Origin of the sequence: Micromonospora alfalfae, from assembly GCF_022230925.1 — a bacterium.
Classification (GTDB): domain Bacteria; phylum Actinomycetota; class Actinomycetes; order Mycobacteriales; family Micromonosporaceae; genus Micromonospora; species Micromonospora alfalfae.
Genome location: NZ_JAKKFH010000034.1, coordinates 33092 through 53599, shown reverse-complemented (window position 1 = coordinate 53599; position 20508 = coordinate 33092). Strand labels below are relative to the sequence as shown.

The 20508-nt window shown below is 71.3% G+C and carries 18 protein-coding genes; 13 read left to right on the top strand and 5 right to left on the bottom strand.

Annotated features, from left to right (window positions below; all coding sequences use genetic code 11):
* Positions 1-43 precede the first annotated feature (43 nt).
* The 6 genes from MED01_RS25870 (at position 44) to MED01_RS25845 (ending at position 7269) form a co-directional block, all read left to right on the top strand.
* Positions 44-1678, top strand: a complete 1635-nt coding sequence (locus MED01_RS25870) for an ABC transporter ATP-binding protein (RefSeq protein WP_238671364.1) — start codon at positions 44-46, stop codon at positions 1676-1678.
* A complete protein-coding gene (locus MED01_RS25865) occupies positions 1675-3048 on the top strand; it encodes an ABC transporter permease (protein ID WP_238671144.1) in 1374 nt (457 codons plus the stop codon). The genes MED01_RS25870 and MED01_RS25865 overlap by 4 nt, the downstream gene beginning before the upstream one ends.
* A gap of 3 nt (positions 3049-3051) precedes the next feature.
* On the top strand, positions 3052-4332 hold the full coding sequence (locus MED01_RS25860; protein ID WP_238671143.1) for an ABC transporter permease: 1281 nt from the start codon (positions 3052-3054) through the stop codon (positions 4330-4332).
* Positions 4333-4417: 85 nt separating this feature from the next.
* Entirely contained in the window at positions 4418-5122 is a 705-nt protein-coding gene (locus MED01_RS25855) for a cytidine deaminase (RefSeq protein WP_238671142.1), read from the top strand.
* A gap of 72 nt (positions 5123-5194) precedes the next feature.
* Positions 5195-6478: a thymidine phosphorylase gene (locus tag MED01_RS25850; protein WP_238671141.1), complete on the top strand. Its 1284-nt coding sequence runs from the start codon at positions 5195-5197 to the stop codon at positions 6476-6478.
* A gap of 110 nt (positions 6479-6588) precedes the next feature.
* Positions 6589-7269, top strand: a complete 681-nt coding sequence (locus MED01_RS25845) for a DUF4272 domain-containing protein (protein ID WP_091394559.1) — start codon at positions 6589-6591, stop codon at positions 7267-7269.
* A 2-nt stretch (positions 7270-7271) separates the two neighbouring features.
* Here the strand turns inward: MED01_RS25845 and MED01_RS25840 are convergent, their stop codons facing one another.
* Both MED01_RS25840 and MED01_RS25835 read right to left on the bottom strand, forming a co-directional pair.
* The gene (locus tag MED01_RS25840; RefSeq protein ID WP_372493719.1) at positions 7272-8282 is read right to left on the bottom strand and encodes a putative RNA methyltransferase; all 1011 of its coding nucleotides are present in this window, start codon (positions 8280-8282) and stop codon (positions 7272-7274) included.
* A gap of 1 nt (position 8283) precedes the next feature.
* A complete protein-coding gene (locus MED01_RS25835; RefSeq protein WP_238671140.1) occupies positions 8284-8781 on the bottom strand; it encodes a MarR family winged helix-turn-helix transcriptional regulator in 498 nt (165 codons plus the stop codon).
* Positions 8782-8838: 57 nt separating this feature from the next.
* Between MED01_RS25835 and MED01_RS25830 the strand changes: the two genes are divergently transcribed.
* Positions 8839-9261, top strand: coding sequence for a PPOX class F420-dependent oxidoreductase (locus MED01_RS25830; RefSeq protein ID WP_238671139.1), 423 nt, complete (start codon positions 8839-8841; stop codon positions 9259-9261).
* A gap of 52 nt (positions 9262-9313) precedes the next feature.
* Complete coding sequence (locus tag MED01_RS25825; RefSeq protein WP_238671138.1) at positions 9314-10387, top strand: adenosine deaminase; 1074 nt, start codon at positions 9314-9316, stop codon at positions 10385-10387.
* 2 nt (positions 10388-10389) lie between these two features.
* Here MED01_RS25825 and MED01_RS25820 read toward each other — a convergent pair whose 3' ends face one another.
* Positions 10390-10683 carry a hypothetical protein gene (locus MED01_RS25820; RefSeq protein WP_238410792.1) on the bottom strand — a complete coding sequence of 98 codons (294 nt, stop codon included), beginning with the start codon at positions 10681-10683 and terminating at the stop codon, positions 10390-10392.
* Between the two features lie 502 nt (positions 10684-11185).
* On the opposite strand from MED01_RS25820, the gene MED01_RS25815 reads away from it, so the two are divergent.
* The 4 genes from MED01_RS25815 to MED01_RS25800 all read left to right on the top strand — a co-directional run bounded on the left by MED01_RS25815 (position 11186) and on the right by MED01_RS25800 (position 16284).
* Positions 11186-14812 (top strand): sensor histidine kinase, encoded by a 3627-nt coding sequence (locus MED01_RS25815; RefSeq protein ID WP_238671137.1) that lies wholly within the window; start codon positions 11186-11188, stop codon positions 14810-14812.
* On the top strand, positions 14809-15213 hold the full coding sequence (locus tag MED01_RS25810; RefSeq protein ID WP_030329023.1) for a roadblock/LC7 domain-containing protein: 405 nt from the start codon (positions 14809-14811) through the stop codon (positions 15211-15213). The genes MED01_RS25815 and MED01_RS25810 overlap by 4 nt, the downstream gene beginning before the upstream one ends.
* Before the next feature lie 98 nt (positions 15214-15311).
* Positions 15312-15689: a DUF742 domain-containing protein gene (locus tag MED01_RS25805; protein ID WP_030329021.1), complete on the top strand. Its 378-nt coding sequence runs from the start codon at positions 15312-15314 to the stop codon at positions 15687-15689.
* A 1-nt stretch (position 15690) separates the two neighbouring features.
* Entirely contained in the window at positions 15691-16284 is a 594-nt protein-coding gene (locus tag MED01_RS25800; RefSeq protein WP_007455465.1) for a GTP-binding protein, read from the top strand.
* A gap of 273 nt (positions 16285-16557) precedes the next feature.
* Here the strand turns inward: MED01_RS25800 and MED01_RS25795 are convergent, their stop codons facing one another.
* Positions 16558-19005 (bottom strand): transposase, encoded by a 2448-nt coding sequence (locus MED01_RS25795; RefSeq protein ID WP_238671362.1) that lies wholly within the window; start codon positions 19003-19005, stop codon positions 16558-16560.
* Between the two features lie 39 nt (positions 19006-19044).
* Positions 19045-20004 (bottom strand): SatS C-terminal domain-containing protein, encoded by a 960-nt coding sequence (locus MED01_RS25790; RefSeq protein WP_238671136.1) that lies wholly within the window; start codon positions 20002-20004, stop codon positions 19045-19047.
* Positions 20005-20164: 160 nt separating this feature from the next.
* Between MED01_RS25790 and MED01_RS25785 the strand changes: the two genes are divergently transcribed.
* Entirely contained in the window at positions 20165-20503 is a 339-nt protein-coding gene (locus tag MED01_RS25785; protein ID WP_091394524.1) for a PadR family transcriptional regulator, read from the top strand.
* Positions 20504-20508: the final 5 nt, after the last annotated feature.

Here is a 20508-nt window from a genome sequence, read left to right as displayed (position 1 = left end):
CGGCAGCTAGGCTGCACCATCGCTCGCACTCCAGGAGGTTGCGCTGAGACTCGAACTGCGCGGCATCACCAAGCGGTTCGGTGATCTGGTCGCCAACGATCACATCGACCTGACGGTGGAGCCTGGAGAGATTCACGCCCTCCTCGGCGAGAACGGCGCGGGCAAGTCGACACTGATGAACGTGCTCTACGGGCTCTACCAGCCCGACGAGGGCGAGATCCTTGTCGACGGCAAGCCGCTGAAGCTGAAGGGCCCGTCCGACGCGATCGGGGCCGGGATCGGCATGGTGCACCAGCACTTCATGCTGGTGCCGGTCTTCACCGTCACCGAGAACATCATGCTCGGCGCCGAGCAGATCAGGGGCGGCATCGCCGGCTTCCTGGACCGGCGGCGGGCCCGGCGCGAGGTCACCGAGGTGTCCGAGCGCTACAACCTGCGGGTCGACCCGGACGCGGTGATCGAGGACCTGCCGGTCGGCATCCAGCAACGCGTCGAGATCGTCAAGGCGCTCACCCGCGACGTCGACCTGCTCATCCTGGACGAGCCGACAGCGGTGCTCACCCCTCAGGAGACCGAGGAGCTGCTGACGGTCATGCGGTCGCTCAAGGCGGCCGGCAAGTCGATCGTCTTCATCACCCACAAGCTTGGCGAGGTCAAGGCCATCGCCGACCGGATCACCGTGATCCGACGCGGAAAGACAGTCGGCACGGCCTCGCCGGAGGCCAGCCGGGATGAGCTGGCCGCGTTGATGGTCGGGCGCAACGTCCGGCTCACGGTGGACAAGACCCCGGCCACGCCGGGCGACCCGGTGCTGGAGGTGGCCGGGCTGGTCGTCGACGACGACCGGCAGATCCGCGCGGTCGACGGCGTCGACCTGACAGTGCGCGCGGGCGAGGTGCTCGGCGTTGCGGGTGTACAGGGCAACGGTCAGACCGAGCTGATCGAGGCGATCATGGGCCTGCGCCCGGTGCTCGCCGGCACGATCAGCCTGACCGGCGACCGGATCAACGGCTGGAAGCCCAAGAGGGTGCTCCGGGCGGGCGTCGGTTACGTACCCGAGGACCGCAGCGTGGACGGCCTGATCAAGGAGTTCAGCGTCGCGGAGAACCTGGTGCTGGACATCTACGACCGGCCGCCGTTCGGTGCCGGGCTCGCGCTGAAGCCGGACGCGATCGCCGCCTCCGCGAAGGAGCGGATCGAGCAGTTCGACGTTCGTACCTCATCGGCCGACGCGGCGGTGGGCACCCTCTCCGGCGGCAACCAGCAGAAGGTGATCGTGGCCCGGGAGCTGTCCCGGCCGCTGAAGCTCCTCATCGCCGCCCAGCCGACCCGTGGTGTCGACGTCGGGTCGATCGAGTTCATCCACAGCCAGGTCATCCGTGAACGAGACATCGGCACCGCCGTCATGGTGGTCTCCAGCGAACTCGACGAGGTGATCGGGTTGGCCGACCGGATCGCTGTGATGTACCGCGGCCGGATCATCGGCATCGTCGGCCCGGACACCCCGCGTGAGGAGATCGGCCTGCTGATGGCCGGCATCAGCCCGGACGCGGCCCACGACGCCATCGCAGCACCCGCCGCCGACGAGCCTGGAGCGGCGACCGCCGCCGACAGCCCCGGCGTGGCAGATGGGAGCCCGGCGAACGACGCAGGCTCCGCGAGCGAGGACGAGGCATGACCAACCCCAACCCGCAGTCGGGCTCCCCGGACAAGGAGCCGGCGAGCGAGGCGCAGGCCGCGCAGAACGCGCTCGGCAACACCGAACGCGCCGAGGTGGCGACCGAGCCGGACCGCTCGGCGGCGAAGCCGGGCCCGGAGCCTGAGCCGAAGCCGAGCCTGGGCCGGTTGTTCCTGGACAACCTCTGGGCGGCCAACACCTTCACTGTGACGCTGTTGTCGTTGGTGCTGGCGATCGTGGTCGGCGCGGTGCTGATGATCATCTCTGATCCCGACGTGCTCTCCACCTACTCGTACATCACCTCGCGCCCGTCCGACGCGATCAACTCCAGCTGGACGCTCGTCAGCGAGGCGTACGCGAACCTGTTCAAGGGCTCGATCTTCGACCCCGAGGCGTTCTCCGGCTGGTTGGACGGCGCCAACGGCTGGCAGGCCGTGCTCGCGCCGATCTCGGAGACGCTGACCTACGCGGCGCCGCTGGTCTTCACCGGCCTGTCGGTGGCGCTGGCCTTCCGGGGCGGCCTGTTCAACATCGGCGCCCAGGGCCAGGCCACCATCGGCGTGATCATGGCGGCGCTGGCCGGCTTCCTGCTGCCCCTGCCGCCCGGCCTGCACCTGCTGGTGGCAGTGCTGGCCGGCGCGCTGGGCGGAGCGATCTGGGGTTTCATCCCCGGCATCCTCAAGGCCCGTGCCGGCGCGCACGAGGTGATCAACACGATCATGCTCAACTACGTCGCCACGTACTTCCTCACCTGGTTGATCGTGCAGAACGGCGTGCAGGACCCGAACCGCACCGACGCGATCAGCAAGGCGGTCGACACCTCCGCCCAGCTGCCCCGACTGCTCGGCGACAACCTGCGGGTGCACGCCGGCATCCTGCTCGCCGTGCTGGCCACCTGGGCGGTCGCCTGGCTGCTCAACCGCTCGACGCTCGGCTTCGAGCTGCGCGCGGTCGGCGCGAACCCGGACGCCGCCCGGACCGCAGGCATCAGCGTCACCCGGACGTACATCCTGATCATGGTCTTCGCCGGAATCCTGGCCGGCCTCGGCGGCTCGAACATGGTGCTCGGCTCCACCGCCAGCGCGTTGACCCCGCTGGTGGTCGCGCAGATCGGCTTCGACGGCATCCTGGTGGCGCTGCTCGGGCGGGTGAAGCCCTGGGGGGTGCTGTTGGCCGCGCTGTTGTTCGGCGCGCTTCAGGCCGGTGGTAACCGGATGCAGTCGTACTCCGGGATCTCGCTGGAGCTGGTGACGGTGCTCCAGGCGCTGATCGTCATCTTCATCGCCGCACCGGCCCTGGTGAAGGCGATCTTCCAGCTCCGGGCCGCGCGCGCCGCCCGGTTGCAGACGAGCCTGGCGAAGGGCTGGTAACTCATGTCCACCATGGCTGTCCCCGACATCGCGGTCGCCCCGGTCGACGAGGGCTTCTGGACCCGCAGCCGGAAGGTCGGTCTCACGCTGCTCGCGCTCGGCCTGCTGTCAGCGGTGCTCTTCGGCGCGCTCGCCACCGACCAGCAGGCCCGGTTCACGCTCAGCGACGACGCGGCCGGCGCCGCACTGGAGATCAACGGCACGATCGGGGCGATCCTGTTCGGGATCATCACGGTCGCCGCCGGCGCAGCTCTGCTCGCCGGGGTGCCGAAGCGATGGTTCCTACCCGTGCTCGGCGTCGGGCTGGTCGCCTTCGTGCTGTCGTTCCTCTGCTGGCAGGTCTCCGCCGCCCCGACCGGGCAGAACTTCATGCCGCTGGTCAACATCATCCGGGGCACGTTCATCCTGGCCCTGCCGCTGATCTTCGGCGCGCTCGCCGGTGTGCTCTGCGAGCGGTCCGGCGTGGTCAACGTGGCCATCGAGGGCCAACTGCTGATGGGCGCGTTCAGCGGCGCGCTGTTCGGCAGCATCTCCGGCAGCGTCTGGGTGGGCCTCGTCGCCGCCGCCATCGGTGGGGCGTTCATCTCGCTGCTGCTGGCCGTCTTCGCCATCCGCTACCTGGTCGACCAGGTCGTCATGGGCATCGTGCTGAACCTGCTGGCCGTCGGCGTCACCGGCTTCCTCTACGAGCGGCTGATGCAGACCGACGCCGCGAAGTACAACAGCGCGCCCCGCTTCAGCAACTGGGAGATCCCGCTGCTGAAGGACATCCCGGTGCTCGGGCCGGCGTTGTTCCGCGGCAACATCTTCCTCTACCTCGGGCTGCTCCTGGTCCTGGTGATCCACATCGGGCTGTTCCGCACCCGGTGGGGGCTGCGGACCCGCTCGGTCGGCGAGCACCCGATCGCCGCAGACACGCTCGGCGTCAAGGTGCTGCGGGTCCGCTACCGCAACGTGCTGCTGGCCGGTGTGGTCGCCGGCATCGGCGGCGCGTCCTACACGCTGGCGCTCTACTCGTTCACCAAGAACATGATCGGCGGTAAGGGCTTCATCGCCCTGGCCGCGCTGATCTTCGGCCGGTGGAACCCGACCGGCGCGCTGCTCGCCGCGCTCTTCTTCGGCTTCGCCGACCAACTCGCCACCTACCTGGGGGCGATCAACAGCGTCATCCCCAGCCAGTTCCTGGCCATGCTGCCGTACCTGGCGACCATCCTGGCGGTCGCCGGGCTGGTCGGCCGGGTCCGGGCACCGGCCGCCGACGGCAAGCCGTACATCAAGGGCTGACGACTATCACCACAGACCGCTGCGTGCCGGGCCGGGGAGCGGCCCTGCCCGCCTCTGACCTGGGCTACTTCGGCAGAATGATGGCATGACCGACATTGACTGGGCGCAGTTGCGCGCCGCCGCCACCGACGCGATGAGGCACGCGTACGCGCCGTACTCGACGTTCCCGGTCGGCGCGGCCGCGCTGGTCGACGACGGCCGTGTGGTTGTCGGCTGCAACGTCGAGAACGCCGCGTACGGGGTGACGCTCTGCGCCGAGTGCGGGGTCGTGTCCAGCCTGCACGCCACCGGTGGTGGCCGGATCGTCGCGCTCTCCTGCGTCGACGCGACCGGCGAGCCGTTGATGCCGTGCGGCCGCTGCCGGCAGCTGCTCTGGGAGCACGGCGGGCCGGAGTGCCTGATCGAGAGCAAGACCCGGCCACTGCGGATGGCCGAGCTGCTGCCGCACGCCTTCGGCGTGGAGGACCTGGAAGCAGTCACCGGTGAGACACCGGTGCCGGTGGTCCCGGAGCGGCTCGCCGCCTGGCGCGGGCGCGGCACCGTCTTCGTGCACCCGGACATGTCCGCTGGTCAGCAGGTCTGGACGGCGTACTGGGAGCGGTCGGCCGGAGACGACGTCGGCGCCGAAACCGGGGTGCTGGAGGAGGCGCCGAGCTGGGACGACCCGGCCGAGGCGATCACCTGGGGCCTGGCCCGGACGCCCCGGGTGGTTGTGGTGGACGCCACCGGCACCATCTTCTGGGCCGGTGAGGGTGAGCCGCCGGCTGAGATCCCGGTGCGCTGGTCTTGATTGTGGTTGCTGTTTGGGGCCGGGGCCGACCGTCGGGCACGGTTTCTCCAACCGACTAAGAAAGATCTTCTGATGAGTAGTGGTTTTGCTGCTGTTGACGTTATTCGGGTGAAGCGGGACGGCGGGGTGCTGTCGGACGCGCAGATCGACTGGGTGGTCGACGCGTACACCCGGGGGGTTGTCGCCGACGAGCAGATGTCCGCGCTGGCGATGGCGATCCTGCTCAACGGCATGACCGGGCCGGAGATCGCCCGGTGGACCGCCGCGATGATCGCCAGCGGTGAGCGGTTGGACCTGTCGGCGGTACGCCGGCCGACCGTCGACAAGCACTCCACCGGCGGCGTCGGCGACAAGATCACTCTGCCGCTCACCCCGCTGGTGGCGGCGTGTGGCGCGGCCGTGCCGCAGCTGAGCGGCCGGGGTCTCGGGCACACCGGTGGCACGCTCGACAAGTTGGAGTCCATCCCGGGCTGGCGCGCCACAGTGAGCAATGACGAGTTCATCGCCCAACTGGACGAGGTCGGTGCGGTGATCTGCGCGGCCGGCGCCGGGCTCGCCCCCGCCGACCGCAAGCTGTACGCGCTGCGCGACGTGACCGGCACCGTGGAGGCGATCCCGCTGATCGCGAGCTCGATCATGAGCAAGAAGATCGCCGAGGGCACCGGGGCGCTGGTCCTCGACGTCAAGGTCGGCTCGGGCGCCTTCATGAAGTCCGTCGAGCAGGCCCGCGAGTTGGCGCGCACCATGGTCGAGCTGGGCGGTGCGCACGGGGTGCGGACCGTCGCCCTGCTCACCGACATGTCCACCCCGCTCGGCCTGGCGATCGGCAACGCGGTCGAGGTGACCGAGTCGGTCGAGGTGCTGGCCGGTGGTGGACCTGCCGACGTGGTGGAGCTGACCCTCGCGCTGGCCCGGGAGATGCTCGACGCGGCTGGTCTGCCGGACGCCGATCCGGCTGCCGCGCTGCGCGACGGCCGGGCCATGGACTCCTGGCGGGCGATGATCCGGGCGCAGGGCGGCGACCCGGACGCGCCGATGCCAACGGCCGCCGAGGTGGAGGTGGTCCGCGCCGAGCGGGACGGTTACGTCGCGGCCATCGACGCGTACGCGATGGGGGTTGCGGCGTGGCGGCTCGGCGCGGGTCGGGCGCGCAAGGAGGACCCGGTCAGCGTGCCGGCCGGCGTGGTGTTGCACAAACGGCCGGGTGACGAGGTGCGGGCCGGTGACGCGCTCTACGAGTTGCGCGCCGACGACGCGACGCGGATTCCGGCCGCGCGGACCGAAGCCGCCACCGCGGTGCGGATCGCGCCGACGGCCCCGGCGGCGACGTCGTTGGTCATCGAACGCATCGGCTGACCGATCCAGCGTCGCCCTGGCGTGGTGCCGGTCACCTGGGAGCGCTATTGTCGCAGGCCAAGGGGGGACAACCGGCCTTGCGCCGGCGCGAGCAGACAGGAAGATCCGCCGTGACCGTTGCTGCCCCCGACCCACGTGAGGTGCGCGAGGCGAGCCTGGACGAGCTGTCCCGGCTCGGCCTGCCGTTGCCGCCGGCCCAGTTCCCCCTCGTCTGGGAGCCGGGTGATCAGATCGACCTGCGTCCGACAGGGGAGATCGAGGCGCGGATCGCGGTGCTGCACCTGATCCTGGCCCGCTGTTTCGGGATGCCACCGCAGGCGGCGATGAGTTGGCTGCTCGGCTCGCACCTGGTCGACATGGTCACCCCGCCGGAGTGGCAGTTCGTGATGGGCGGCAAAGGCGACCACCGGTCGTTCGTGCTGCACCACGACGCGCTCTTCGCGCTGGCCTGGGTGCTCGGGCTGAGCAAACAGCTCGACCCGACGCTGGCAGTCGACGAACGGCTGGTCGAGCGGCTGCCGCACATCGCCGAGGGGGAGACCTTCCCGCACTGGCGCTCCCGGATCCTCACGGCGCCGCAGCACCCGGCCGACGCGGCCGCCCTGCTCGACCTGCACTACTGCCTCGACTGGGCGTACCTGGAGACCGAGCGTGGTGGCCGGCGGGCACCGGGCCTTGTCGACGCGAACGCGATCGGGCAGCGGCGTTGGGCGCTGGAGTGGGCGGTGATTCTGCGCGGGCCGTACCACGACGAGCCGCCCGGCTGGGAAGAGGTCGACCTCTCCACCTGAGGTCAGCGAGGTCGCAGGACGTCGAGCCGGACCGCCACGGTGACCCGGGCCGGTTCGGGCAGCGCGGCCAGCCGGGTGGTGAACGCGGCCGGGTCGGTGTGCCAGGCGCTGGGGCCCATCCCGACCAGTGTGGCGACCTCCGGCCGGGTCAGTGCCAGCTCGGCCCGGTGCACCGCCGAGCTGACGAGCGTGAAATGCCCGCCCAGGCTGGCGGCCACCCGGTCGGCCTTGTCCGGGTCCACCCGCAGCAGGTCGAGGGCGTCCACCAACTCCGCGAGGTGGTCGGTGTCGGGCGTGACCACCAGCAACGCGCCGGCCGGGTCGAGCACCCGGTGGAACTCCGGGCCGTTGCGCGGGGCGAAGACGTTCAGCAGCACGTCGGTCGAGGCGTCGGCGAGCGGCAGTCGCTGCCAGGTGTCGGCGAGCGCGGCGGCGGCCCGGGGATGCGCGCGGGCCGCGCGGCGCAGCGCCGGCTTGGACACGTCCAGGGCCAGACCCACGGCGTCCGGCAGCGCCGCCAGCACCGCGCCGAGGTACCGGCCGGTGCCAGCGCCGGCATCCACCACCAGGGGGTACGCCCCGAGGTCGGGTGTCGGCGGCTCGACCCGTACCTCTGCTGTTGTGTCCTTTGCTCTGCTTACCTCCGCGCTACGGTCCGGCCCGGAAACCGTTTCGTCGGTTGAAGCAGAGCAAAGGGCGGACGGGGCAGCTTCCGGGTGCCTGGCTGCCGACGCGCGGAGCCGACCGACGGCCTCCGTCGCGGCGGCGGAGAGGGCGGCCGAGATGAGGTCGTAGTGCCCGGCGGCGAGGAAGTCCGCCCGGGCGGCGACCATTTCGGCGCTGTCGCCGGCGTGCGGGGCGCGCCCGGCGAGGAGGTTGACGTACCCCTGCCGGGCGATGTCGAAGCTGTGTCGGCGCGGGCAGCGCAGCGTAGCGGTGCTGCCCGCGGTCGCCTCGGCCAGCGGCTCGCCGCAGACCGGGCAGCGCAAACGGCCGAGGATGCGGGGATCCACGTCAGGCCTCCGCTGCGGGCTGCGGCCGGGTGGCTCGGAGGCCGGGTGCGGCGAGGTGGTCGACCACCCGGTGGGTGAGCGCGCCGAGGGCGTCGACCTCTGCGGGGGTGAGCAGGTCGATCAGGTGCCGGCGGACGGCGGCCACGTGACCGGGGGCGGCGGACTCGATGGCCTGCCGCCCGGCGGGGGTGAGGACGACGACCGACCCCCGGGCGTCGTCGGCGCACTCCTCGCGGGTCACCAGCCCGCGCTGTTGCATCCGGGTCAGGTGGTGGGAGAGCCGGCTGCGCGACCAGAGCATGCGGTCTGCCAACTCCCGCAGGCGCAGCCGCCCCTGCGGTGTCTCGGAGAGGTCGGACAGCACGTCGTAGTCGGCCTCGGAGAGGCCGGCGTCCTGGGTCAGCTCCCGGGCCAGCTCCAGGTCGAGCAGGAGACGCATCCGGCGGTAGCCGCGCCAGGCGCGCTCCTCCCGTTCGTCCAGCCAGCGGGGTGCTTCCACAGGTCGAGTCTAACGCTTTCGTTGACATGTCATCGACTTGCCCCTAGGTTCGATGACATGTCAACCAATTCTCACCGACTGTGGGAGCTGTTCGGTCAGCGGGGGCGCGGAGTGCTTGTCACAGTGCGCCGGGACGGGCGGCCCCAGCTGTCCAACCTCGACTACCTGGCCGAGCCGGAGTTGCTCCGCTGCTCCACCACCGGGGACCGGGCGAAGGTGCGCAACCTGCGCCGCGATCCCCGGGCCAGCTTCCACGTCACCACCCCGGACGGCGGCGCGTACGCGGTAGCGGAGGGGACCGTGACGCTCAGCGAGCCGGCCATGGCCACCACCGACGAGACGGTCGACGAACTGGTGGAGGTCTACCGCCGGATTCGCGGCGACCACCCGGACTGGGCGGACTACCGGGCCGCCATGGTCGCCGACGGACGGCTCGTGATCCGCCTCCACGTGCACCGGGTGTACGGCTGGCGACCGTGACGCCCGGCCGGTCCTGTACCGGTCCGCCCAGGCCCCTGACTAGGGTCTGAGCATGGTCGCAACTATCCGGTACGAGGACATCGTCAAGGTCCCGAAGGCGCTGCTGCACGACCACCTCGACGGCGGGCTGAGGCCGGCGACGATCGTCGACCTGGCCGCCGAGGTGGGCCACGAGCTGCCCACCACCGACCCGGAGGCGCTCGGACGCTGGTTCGCGGACGCGGCGGACTCCGGTTCCCTGGAGCGCTACCTCGAGACGTTCGCGCACACCGTGGCGGTCATGCAGACCGCGCCCGCGCTGCGTCGGGTGGCCCGCGAGTGCGCCCTGGACCTGGCCGCCGACGGCGTGGTCTACGCCGAGGTGCGGTTCGCCCCGGAGCAGCACCTGGAACGGGACCTCAGCCTGGACGAGGTGGTCGAGGCGGTGCTGGCCGGGTTCGCCGAGGGCACCGCCCAGGCGGTCGAGGCGGGCCTGACCATCCGGGTGGGCACGCTGCTCACCGCGATGCGGCACGCCGCCCGTTCCCAGGAGATCGCCGAGCTGGCCGTGCGGCACCGGGATGCCGGAGTGGTCGGCTTCGACATCGCGGGCGCCGAGGCGGGCTTTCCGCCCACCCGGCACCTGGACGCCTTCGAGTACCTGCAACGGGAGAACTTCCACTTCACCATCCACGCCGGCGAGGCGTTCGGTCTGCCGTCGATCTGGCAGGCGATCCAGTGGTGCGGGGCGGACCGGCTCGGCCACGGGGTGCGGATCGTCGACGACATCGCCCCCGACGGCTCGCTCGGCCGGCTGGCCGCGTACGTCCGGGACAAGCGGATCCCCCTGGAACTGTGCCCCTCGTCGAACGTGCAGACCGGTGCTGTGGGCTCGATCGCGGACCACCCGATCGGCCTGCTGAGGGACCTGCGTTTCCGGGTGACAGTCAACACCGACAACCGGCTGATGAGCGGCACCTCGATGTCGCGGGAGATGTCGTTACTGGTGGAGACGTTCGGCTATGGCTGGAAAGAGTTGCAGTGGTTCACCATCAACGCGATGAAGAGCGCCTTCATCCCGTTCGACGAGCGGCTGCGGATCATCGACGACGTGATCAAGCCGGCGTACGCGAAGTTGCTGGCCTGAGCTCAGCCATGTGGGTGGCCGGCGAGCAGACCGGCCACCCGGCGCAGCACCTCCCGGGCCCGGGCCGCCTCCGCGCCGAGGCCCATCTGCCGGCGCAGCACCGCAGGCTCGGCACGGAGCAGCGCCACCCCGCGCCGAATCAGCACCCGAGGCGCCTTGCGCTGCTCGGACAGGTCGCGGGCGAGTCGGCGCAGGAAGGTGGCCCCGCGCGGGCGGCGCAGCGCGTACGCCCCGGCGAGCAGGCCGCGGCGACGGCACTCCTCGACAATCTCGGCGGCGAAGATCCCTTCGGCCACGAAAAGTGGCGATCCGGCGACATCAAATGGCCGGGTGGCTACCCGCCGATCAGCGCCGATCGCATAAACCGGCACATCGGCTCGGCCCTCGCGGGCAAGTTGGGCAATGATTTCCACCGCACTGGGGGCGTCCCAGGAGTGCGGCGATTCCCAATCCACCTGGCCGTTTCGTCTCGGCAACGTAGGGTCATCGCCGTCTTTGTAGAAGTCGTCCAAGCACAGCACCGGCAGGCCGGTTTGCTGCGCTATGTACGACTTTCCGGACCCCGATGGGCCGGCCAGTAGGACAACGCGGTGCGGATGTTCCATTACCTTCAGTTACTCCGGCCAGACAGACTGCTATCAAATCGCATCAACATCTCATCACACCTTCGGTTGGGGACAACCTGGGCTTTCTTCTTGTCGACCGGCGTGATGGAATCTCGGGGGTCCGACCCGCCGGGTCGGTCGCTGGGCGTTGCCCGGGGCAACGCGTTCAAGCTGTAATCGCGAGGGCGGTGACGTGAGCAAACGGCCAAAGACGGCGGGCTCCTTCCTGTCGCGGCTGCGCCGGCCGGCCAGCCGGCTCCGGGACATGCCGATCTGGTCCAAGCTCGGTCTCATCATGATCGTGCCGACCATCGCCACGGTCGTGGTGGGCACCAGTGGTCTTATCGACCACGTGGAGACGCTCAACAATGCCAACCGAGCTGGCGACCTGGCGAATCTGTCGAGCTATTCAGGTGATCTGGTCGACAGCCTGCAGGACGAGCGGACCGCCGCCGTGCTGCTGCTGGGCGCGGACGGGACGCAGCCGACGGCGCAGTACCAGGAGGCCTACAACCGGGTGAACTCCCGGGTGGATCAGGATGCGATCCCCTACCGGCAGCAGCGGACCGAGATCGAGGACCTGCCGAGCAGCCTCGAGAGTCTGCTCGACGGCATCGACCAGAACCTGCAGGACCTGTCGGGCGTCCGCAGCCAGGTGTTCAACGGAAAGCTCGCGCTGACCGAGACCGTGCAGGCGTACGAGGGTCTCATCAGTGACCTGCTCGCCATCCGCGACTCGTCCACGCAGCTCGCCGGTGACAACCAACTCAGCGACCGGATGCGCGCCGCCGCGGCGGTCGCCCGGGAGAAGGAGTTCCTCGCCGTACGCCGGGTCGTGGTGCACCGCGCGCTGGGCGTGAAGGGCGGACAGCGCCTGACCCCCGCACTGCGCAGGGACTACGTCGCCAGTGACACCGGCCAGCAGCAGGCCCTGCAGAGCTTCAAGGCCGTCGCCACCCCCGACGACGCGAAGTTCCACGACCAGACGGTCGCTGGCGGCGACCGTCGGCAGGCACAGAACTACACAGGCTGGATCGACGGCAACACCACCGGCAACATGCGCGGTGCGCCGTTCGGCCCGGACCAGTGGGAGGCCGCCATGACGGCCAACGCCAAGCTGATCCGCACCGTCGAGCGGAAGCTCGACAGTGAAGTGGTCGACCAGGCCGACACCCTCCGCTCGGACGTCCAACGCCAGGTCTTCCTGGAGACCGGCCTGCTGCTCAGCATGCTGCTGCTGGCCATCCTCTTCGCCTACCTGGTAGCCCGCTCGATGGCCCGCTCACTCCGTGAGCTGCGGCAGGGCGCGCTCTCCGTGGCCCAATACGGCCTGCCACAGGCGGTGGCCCGTCTGCGCGACCCGCAGGTCGTCGGCCAGCTCTCCCCGGTGCAGCTGGCCAACCAGATCGCCGAACCACTGCCGGTGCGCAGCAAGGACGAGTTCGGCCAGGTGACCGAGGCGTTCAACGCCGTCCACCTGGAAGCCGTCCGCACGGCCGCCGAGCAGGCGGCACTGCGCGCCTCCGTCGCGACCATGTTCGTCAACCTGGCCCGTCGTTCCCAGATCCTGGTCGACCGCCTCATCGGGCACCTCGACCGGTTGGAGCGCGGCGAGGAGGACCCGGACCGGCTGGCCGAGCTGTTCCAGCTCGACCACCTGGCCACCCGGATGCGCCGCAACGACGAGAACCTGCTGGTGCTCGCCGGTGCCGACTCCACCCGCGTGCAGCGTGAGCCGGCCGCCCTCATCGACGTGCTGCGCGCCGCGCAGTCCGAGGTCGAGCACTACACCCGGATCGAGTTCGGTGTCATCGACCGCGACATCGAGGTCGCCGCGCACGCGGTCAACGACCTGGTGCACCTCGTCGCGGAGCTGTTCGACAACGCCACGGCGTTCTCCCCGCCCGACTCGCAGGTCATGGTCGAGGCCCGGCGCGTCGGCGACCGCTCCTCGCTGTACGTCGAGGACCGCGGTATCGGTATCAGCGCCGAGCAGTTGCACGACCTCAACGAGCGGCTCGCGACGCCGCCGCAGGTCGACGTGGCGGTGTCCCGGATGATGGGCCTCGTCGTGGTCGCCCGGCTGGCGTCCCGACACGGTGTCCGGGTCGAGCTGCGCCCCGGCAACGATCGCGGCACTGTCGCCGACGTGACCCTGCCCACCTCGGTGCTGGTGCCCCGGGCGCTCTCCGGTCGGGTGCAGCAGCCTCCGGCGCTGCCGGCGGCCGGTGCTCCCCAGTTCGGTGGCCCGCAGTCCAATGGGCCCGCGCCGGTCTTCGGCGCGCTGCCCGCGCTGGGCAACGGCCCCCGTCCGAGCGAGTCCGGCAACCAGGTCACCCTGGGCGGTCGCCCGTTCGACCCCGCGACGCGCAACGGTGCCGGCACGCCCGCCAACGGTGGCGCGTACCGGTCGATGCCGGCGTGGTCCGATCTGACCGGCGCGGCCGGGGCGAACGGCGGTGACGGGTTCACCCCCCGGTCGGCCAACGGCCAGGGCATCGACCCGCTGCCGCAGCGCCGGGGCGGGGACGAGACCCCGGGCACCGACCAGCAGCCGTCCATTCCGCGTCAGCTGCCGAGCAGCCCCGAGGCGCACCCGTACTCGGCACCGCCGGTCTCCGCGCAGCCCTACTCCGGTGCGCCGGTCTCCGCCTCGCCGGCCTCCGGCCAGCCGTACTCCGGGCAGCCCTACTCAGGTGCGCCGTACGGCGGCGCGCCGGTGTCCGCCGCTCCGGCCTCCGGGCAGCCGTACGCCGGTCCGCCGGTGTCCGCGTCGCCGGTCTCGGCCTCGCCGGCGTCCGGTCAGCCGTATTCGAACCAGCCGTACTCGGCGCCGCCGGCCTCCAGCCAGTCGTTCAGCGGCTTCGCGCCCCGATCCGCCCCGCCCGCGCAGGCACCCAACGCCCCGGCGCCGCCGGCCTGGCCGCCAGTGCCGGGTAGCGACCGGGACACGGCCACCCCGCCGGTGCCCGAGCGGCTCGCCGCCGCACTGGACATGACGACGGAACTGCCGCGGGTCCCGCGACCCGGCGAGCAGCCGGCCGCAGCCCAGCCTCCGGCTCCTGCGCCGACCCCGGCGGCAACGCCGGCTCCGGCTCCGCAGACTCGGCCAACGCCGCAGACTCGGCCGACGCCGCAGCAGCCGCAGGCGCAGAACCGTCAGCGGTACGCGGATGAGACGATGGAGCTGCCGATCTTCCGGGAGCTCGAGTCGGCCTGGTTCCGTACCCGTCGCCCGGGCTCCGAGGAGACCGCGGCCGGCGCTCAGCCAGCGACGAACGGCGACTCCGCTACCCAGCAGTTCGCCACGGTCGAGGCCACCGGTCGGGCAGTCCACAAGACACCACCCGGGACGACAGGTAACACACCGATGGCAGACACTCCGACGGTCGGAGGAGCGCCGCGGGACAACGGCTCCACAGCGAACGAGGGCACCCGCCCCAGCCTCGCCGAGAGCCTGCCGAACCGCCGGCCCCAACCGCAGAGCAACGGCTGGCAGACCGCCGCCGACGACGGCTGGCGTGCTGCCTCCGCGGCGGCCGGCGCGGCGCCGGTGAACGAGACCACCACTACCGGTCTGCCGAAGCGCAAGCCGATGGCGCAACTGGTACCCGGTGCGGTGGAGAAGCCCACCACCTCGGTCCAGCGGCGCTCCCCGGAGGCGGTTCGTGGCCTGCTCTCCGCCTACCACCGGGGCGTGCAGCGAGGGCGTAGCACCTCGGACAACCCGACCAGCCCGGAGGCAACTCCGGGAGGGCAATCCTCGCAGTCTGGCTCAGGCCCGGTGGCCGGGAGCGGGCAGAAGGAGCAAGAAGGATGACAACTACGCAGGATCTTGGTTGGCTGCTGGCCAACTTCGCCGACCGGGTGCCCGGCGTCGCGCATGCGGTCGCCGTATCGGCGGACGGCCTACTCCTCGCGTCGTCACGGGATCTGCCGCGCGACCGGGCAGACCAGCTCGCCGCGATCTCCTCGGGTCTGGTCAGCCTGACCCAGGGGGCAGCACGCTGCTTCGAGGGAGGCGCGGTGTTGCAGACCGTCGTGGAGATGGACAATGGCTTCCTGTTCCTGATGTCCATCTCGGACGGCTCGTCCTTCGCCGTGCTGGCAGCCCGCAGCTCCGACGTGGGCCAGGTTGGCTACGAGATGGCGCTGCTGGTCGACCGGGTGGGCGACGCACTGACCCCGCAGCCGCGTGCGGCTGCGGGCATGCTGGGCTGACGTCTCGCCGATCGTGAGGTCGGCACGACTGCAACAACGACAACGACGGGTTTCACCGGTGGGAGCCGGTAACGGGTGCGAAGGAGGTGAGCGGCGAGATGGCCGATCGTGACGAACCAACCGGAGCGTTGGTCCGTCCATACGCCGTGACCCGTGGTCGCACCCGTCCCCGGCTCGACATCGCGCTGGAGGCGCTCGTCGAGACGACGGTGCGCGGCCGGGCCGCTGCCAATGGCAACGGCGGCCAGGGCCGCGAACACCAGTACATCGCCGCGCTGTGTGACGGTCGCGTGCAATCGCTCGCGGAGATCGCGGCGCGGATGCAGCTCCCGCTCGGTGTGGCCCGGGTGCTCATCGCCGACATGGCGACGGACGGCCTGGTCGCGGTCCACGAGCCGACCATTTTGGACGACTCCGACGACGCGGTGGGCACTGAACTGCTGGAGAGGGTGCTGAGTGGACTTCGCAGGCTCTGACATGTCGCACCGCCCGCCGAACCCGAGCGGCCGCGTGACGTCGGCGAAGATCGTTATCGCCGGTGGATTCGGCGTCGGTAAGACGACGCTGGTCGGCTCGGTCTCGGAGATCACGCCGCTGACCACTGAGGCCATCATGACCTCCGCTGGCGTGGGCGTCGACGACACCCGGCAGGTGCCGGGCAAGACGACGACCACGGTGGCCATGGACTTCGGCCGGATCTCGATCGACCGTGACCTGATCCTGTACCTGTTCGGTACGCCGGGTCAGACCCGTTTCTGGTTCATGTGGGACGAACTGGTGCGGGGTGCGATCGGTGCGGTCGTGCTGGTGGACACCCGCCGGCTGGCCGACTGCTTCGCGGCGATCGACTTCTTCGAGCACCGACGCCTGCCGTACCTGGTGGCGATCAACTGCTTCGACGGGATGCAGTACCACGACCCGCAGGACGTCCGGGACGCCTTGGCGATCTCGAGCGACGTGCCGGTGGTGGCCTGCGACGCCCGTAACCGGGAGTCGACGAAGCACGTGCTGATCTCGCTGGTCGAGTACGTGCTGACCATGCGCCGTACGCGCGCCGTCGCCCCGGCCTGATCCGGGACGCTGCACGCCCCGGTGGTGGCTCCGGCCGCCACCGGGCGCTGCCAGCCGCCCCGGTGAGTGTCTTCGCGTTGGCTCGTCGCTCAGACGACCCAGCGCGCCGCTGAGCCGCCTCCTGACGACCTGGAAGCTGTCAGCCCCCTCTCGGGGCAGGCCCCCACCCACGGTCCTCGCGAGGCGGCTTCTGCGTGCCCGGGGGATCGCCCTGCTGACGCGGAAGCGCCCCCAGCCAGTTGGCTGGGGGCGCTCACGCGTGTGAGAACGGGGTCAGGACTGGTAGCCCGCCGAGCGGTACTCGTACTCCCGGTCGTCGTCGCGGTCCCCGTGGTCGCGGCTGAAGTCCCAACCGCCGGCCGCCTCGCGACCGGGCCGACCACCCACCGCGAAACCGCCGATCTCCTGGCCGCGACGCCAGCCACGGAAGTAGCCGGTGGTGTTCTCCGCGAGGCTTGCCGCATCACGCACTATCCGCAATGGGCGCTCCTCGCGCAGCGGCGAACCCGGCACCAGGTTGGCCTGCGGCACGCGCTTCGGCAGCCCGGCGTTGGTCTCGGCGCCCACGGCCGGGCGGGCCGCCTGCTCCGCGGCCTGCCAGCCGGTGTCGGCGGTGGTCGACCAGTCCAGGTCGGACTCCTCGGGCTGCCCGACGAACCAGGCCGACTTGGCCTGCGCGAAGATCAGCAGATCACCGTCGCCCTCGTCGGCGACCGGCGGCGGCCGGTGCTCCATGGGCGGCGGCCGGTGCTCGACAGGGGGCGACGGCCGGTGCTCGGCGGCGCGCTCGGTGCGGGCGGCCGCCCGACCGTTGCGAGCGGCCTGCTCGCGGTCGACCAGGCGCAGCGGCGGCGTCTCCAGGTGTTGGTCCGCGGGAGGGGTGAGCCCCTCGCGCAGCGCCCGGTCGGCCAGCGGCGGCGGCTCCACCAGCCGCAGCATCGGCGGCTCCGGTGGCAGGTCGTCCGCCAACCACGGCGGGGTGACCCGACCGTCGGCCCGACCCGGGTCGGTCGGGGCGTCGACACCGCGGCTGCCGCCGTACGAGTAGGCCACCGGGTTGTTCGGTGAGCTGTCGGACGGGTCCTCCGGGTTGTTCACCAGCGGCCAGTTCGCCCGGGAGCCGGGCGGTGCGGCCTCCTGACCCGGTCGGGGGGTCGGCACCGGAATGCTGAGATCGGTGGCGCTGAACCCGCCGGTGGGTGGCTCGTCGACAGGGGGGCGTTGCAGGTGGCTCGGCCGGGGCTCGCCGTTGGTCTTGGGGCGGGGCGGAATGACCGTCCGCTGCCGCTCGGCCCGCGCGTTGTTGATCGCGGCAGTGGTCAGCGTCGGCCGGAACGGCTCACCGGCCTCGGCCGGCGGCACCATGCCACGCTGCGCCGGCGCGATCGGGGTGATCCCGGGCGGCGGAGGCGGCGGCGAGGAGACCGGCCGGTTGGTCGGGCCGTCGATCCGGCTGGGAAGCGGCTCGCCGCGACTGGGCAGCGTGGACTGCGGCGGACCAGCCATCGCCGCCGGAGTCATCGGCGCGGGTGCGACCGGCGGCGGCGTGACCGGCGCGGGTGCGACCGGCGGCGGCCCGAGCGGGCGGGGCGACGCCAACGGCGCGTTACCGGGGACCGGCTCGGGACGGCTGCGCCGCCCGACGGCGGGTGCCGGGTCGGCGGCTGGCGGGGTGGGTCGCACCGACCGCAACCCGGCGTTGGTGCCGGCGAGGCCGGTCAACCCGGCGTTGGTGCCGGCCAGGCCGGTCAATTCGCCGACGGACTCGCCGCGGCGCGCCGCGGCCCGGCGGCCGGGTGCCTGGGCAGGCGTGCTGACCCGCGAGCTGAGCGCGCTGACCAGCGCCTCACACCCGGCGTCGCAGGCCCGCACGGAGGCGACGGCCTGACGGACCGTCTCGGCTACAGCGGACGTGAGCGCCCGGTTGACCGAGGCACGTCGGGGTGTCTCGGAGATGGCGACCCGCAGGGCGGTGACCGCCTCGTTGATCTCCTCGGCATCGGCTACCCCGTCGGCGGCGAGGTGCGCCGCGATGGCATCCGCCGCTACCGACACCTCGCGGCCCCGGGCCACGGTGCCGCCGAGCATGCCCGGCTCGGGCAGCGCGTCCAGCACGGCCAGAGAGACCGGCTCGGCCGGGTCCGGGTAGGCGCGCAGGGCCGCCGGGTAGAGCTCACGCAGAACCTCGCGCAGTGCCACGGCGGCGGAGTGCCGGCCACTGGCCAGCGCGGCGTGCGCGGAGAGCACCTGCTTGTATCCGGCGAGGTCCCGGGGCGCCGGCAGGGTGACGGCGGAGAGCGCCCCCGCCTGCAACGCGCGGGCGAGGCCGACCGCCCGCCGTTCGGCCGGAGGTGACTGCATCTCCTCAAGGGAGTCGTCGTCGGCGAACCGCTCGGCGAAGTCGTCCACCGAGTCGTCGTCGGCGATCGCCAGGGGTCGCCCCGCCGCGCTCAGCAGCGAGGTGACCGTGTGGTCGTCGCTGTCGGCGGCGATGGCCGCACCGCTCGGCCCGCCCGACCGCTCCACGAGCAGCGCGACGAGCTGGGCGTAGCCAGCGGCGTCATCGCTGATCTCGCAGACATGCAGCAGACGGCCTGCGTCGTCGACCACAGCGGACGTCAGCGTCGAACCGGCGGAGGCCGGTCGGTCAGCCGGATCCGCCGAGGCCAGACCGCAGTAAACGCGCACGAGCGCCACGGCGTCGTCCTCCTCCCGGGACAGGTCTTTCCTCTGCCAGCAACTGATGCTCCCCGGTACGGGTCAGTCGCGCCAGTCCACCACCGCAGAGATCTTGCCGACAATGGTGCGCCAACCCAAACTCGCGGTCTGCGCCCCGATCTTCTTCAGCCGTCGCCGAGCCATGAACGCGCCGATCCCACCGTTGGCGGTGCCACGCAGAGCCTCGTCCAGGTCGTCGAGGCTGGAGCCGGCGGAGAGCATGTCGAGTACCGCAGGCAGCCGCAATGCGTACGAGAGGTCACGCGCGGCCTCGCCCGCCTCGATCAGCAGGGTCGAATCCCAGGTGTCGTGCCCGCCGCGCAGGTTCTCCACGACCAGGTCGAGTTCGTAGGTGTCCTCGTCGAGCGGAGCAATATCTGCCGGCTCCACCCGTTCGGACAATTCATTCCAGCTGTCCAGTTGGGACAGATCGTTGGGCGCACCGGATCGGATGAAACTGACAAGCGACTCGGGGGTCTTGAACAGCAGCAGCTTGCCTTGGTTGCTGAGGAAGACCGGCACCTCCTCGTCGTCCGCCTCGTCCGCGACGGCCTCGTCCGACTCTTTGTCGGTCTCGTCGTCGGTGTCGGTGGCGGCGCCGTCCCGGCGGCGCGTCGACTCGTCGTCCTCGTCGGCGAACTCCTGGGCCAGCTCCTCGTCGAGGATGACGACGGTCTCGTCGTCCTCCTCCTCCTCGACGGCCTGGCGGCGGGCGAGGAACGGGTCGTCCTGGTCGCGCTCGGTCACGTCGGTGGGAGTCAGCGAGCTGGCCGGCCGGTACGCCCGAAGCGTGAAGCCGGTGCCGGCGGGCAGGGCGATCTCCACTGGGTCGATACGCAGCTCGTCCCAGAGTGAGCGGTCGATCGACGCCGACGGGCGGTCGGTCTCGGTCTCGTCTGGCTCGGCCGCGCCGGTGGTGTCGTCGAGCTCGGGCTCGTCGGCGTCGGGCCGTTGGGGCGACTGGCGGGCCACGCTGACCTCCGTGTGCTTCGGGTTGCCCACCCACCGGGGTCTCTGACCGGCGAGTGACTCTGGGCACATACCCTAGTCGGCGGCCCTGGGTGACCGATGCCCGCACCCCGGTGGCCGGTTGGCGCACGGGTCCGACCTGCTGGTCGTCGCCGCTGGCGAAGTGACGGTTCGACAAGTAGCGTAGCTACGTATGAAGGCCCAGGCGCTGCACGGCCATCTCGACGCTCTGCTGCTCGCCGTGCTCGAACAGGGCGCGCTGCACGGCTACGCGATCATCGAGGCGCTGCGCGCCCGCAGTGACGGCAGTCTGGATCTGCCCACCGGCACCATCTATCCGGCGCTCCGTCGCCTGGAACGCGCCGGTCACGTGGCGAGCACCTGGAGCACTGTCAGCGGCCGGGAACGGCGGACGTACCAGCTCACCGACTCCGGCCGGCGGGCGCTGGCGGGGGAGCGGGCCGGTTGGCGCGAGTTCCAACTGACTGTCGGCCGGTTCCTCGACCCGGGCAGCCCGCCCACCCCGGCCTGAACCGC

Bases quoted from the DNA above. Each gene is read 5' to 3' on its own strand.
- MED01_RS25865 (WP_238671144.1), top strand. From the start codon at position 1,675: ATGACCAACCCCAACCCGCAGTCGGGCTCCCCGGACAAGGAGCCGGCG.
- MED01_RS25830 (WP_238671139.1), top strand. From the start codon at position 8,839: ATGTCAACCAATTCTCACCGACTGTGGGAGCTGTTCGGTCAGCGGGGG.
- MED01_RS25860 (WP_238671143.1), top strand. From the start codon at position 3,052: ATGTCCACCATGGCTGTCCCCGACATCGCGGTCGCCCCGGTCGACGAG.
- MED01_RS25785 (WP_091394524.1), top strand. From the start codon at position 20,165: ATGAAGGCCCAGGCGCTGCACGGCCATCTCGACGCTCTGCTGCTCGCC.
- MED01_RS25810 (WP_030329023.1), top strand. From the start codon at position 14,809: ATGACAACTACGCAGGATCTTGGTTGGCTGCTGGCCAACTTCGCCGAC.
- MED01_RS25800 (WP_007455465.1), top strand. From the start codon at position 15,691: ATGTCGCACCGCCCGCCGAACCCGAGCGGCCGCGTGACGTCGGCGAAG.
- MED01_RS25805 (WP_030329021.1), top strand. From the start codon at position 15,312: ATGGCCGATCGTGACGAACCAACCGGAGCGTTGGTCCGTCCATACGCC.
- MED01_RS25825 (WP_238671138.1), top strand. From the start codon at position 9,314: ATGGTCGCAACTATCCGGTACGAGGACATCGTCAAGGTCCCGAAGGCG.
- MED01_RS25855 (WP_238671142.1), top strand. From the start codon at position 4,418: ATGACCGACATTGACTGGGCGCAGTTGCGCGCCGCCGCCACCGACGCG.
- MED01_RS25850 (WP_238671141.1), top strand. From the start codon at position 5,195: ATGAGTAGTGGTTTTGCTGCTGTTGACGTTATTCGGGTGAAGCGGGAC.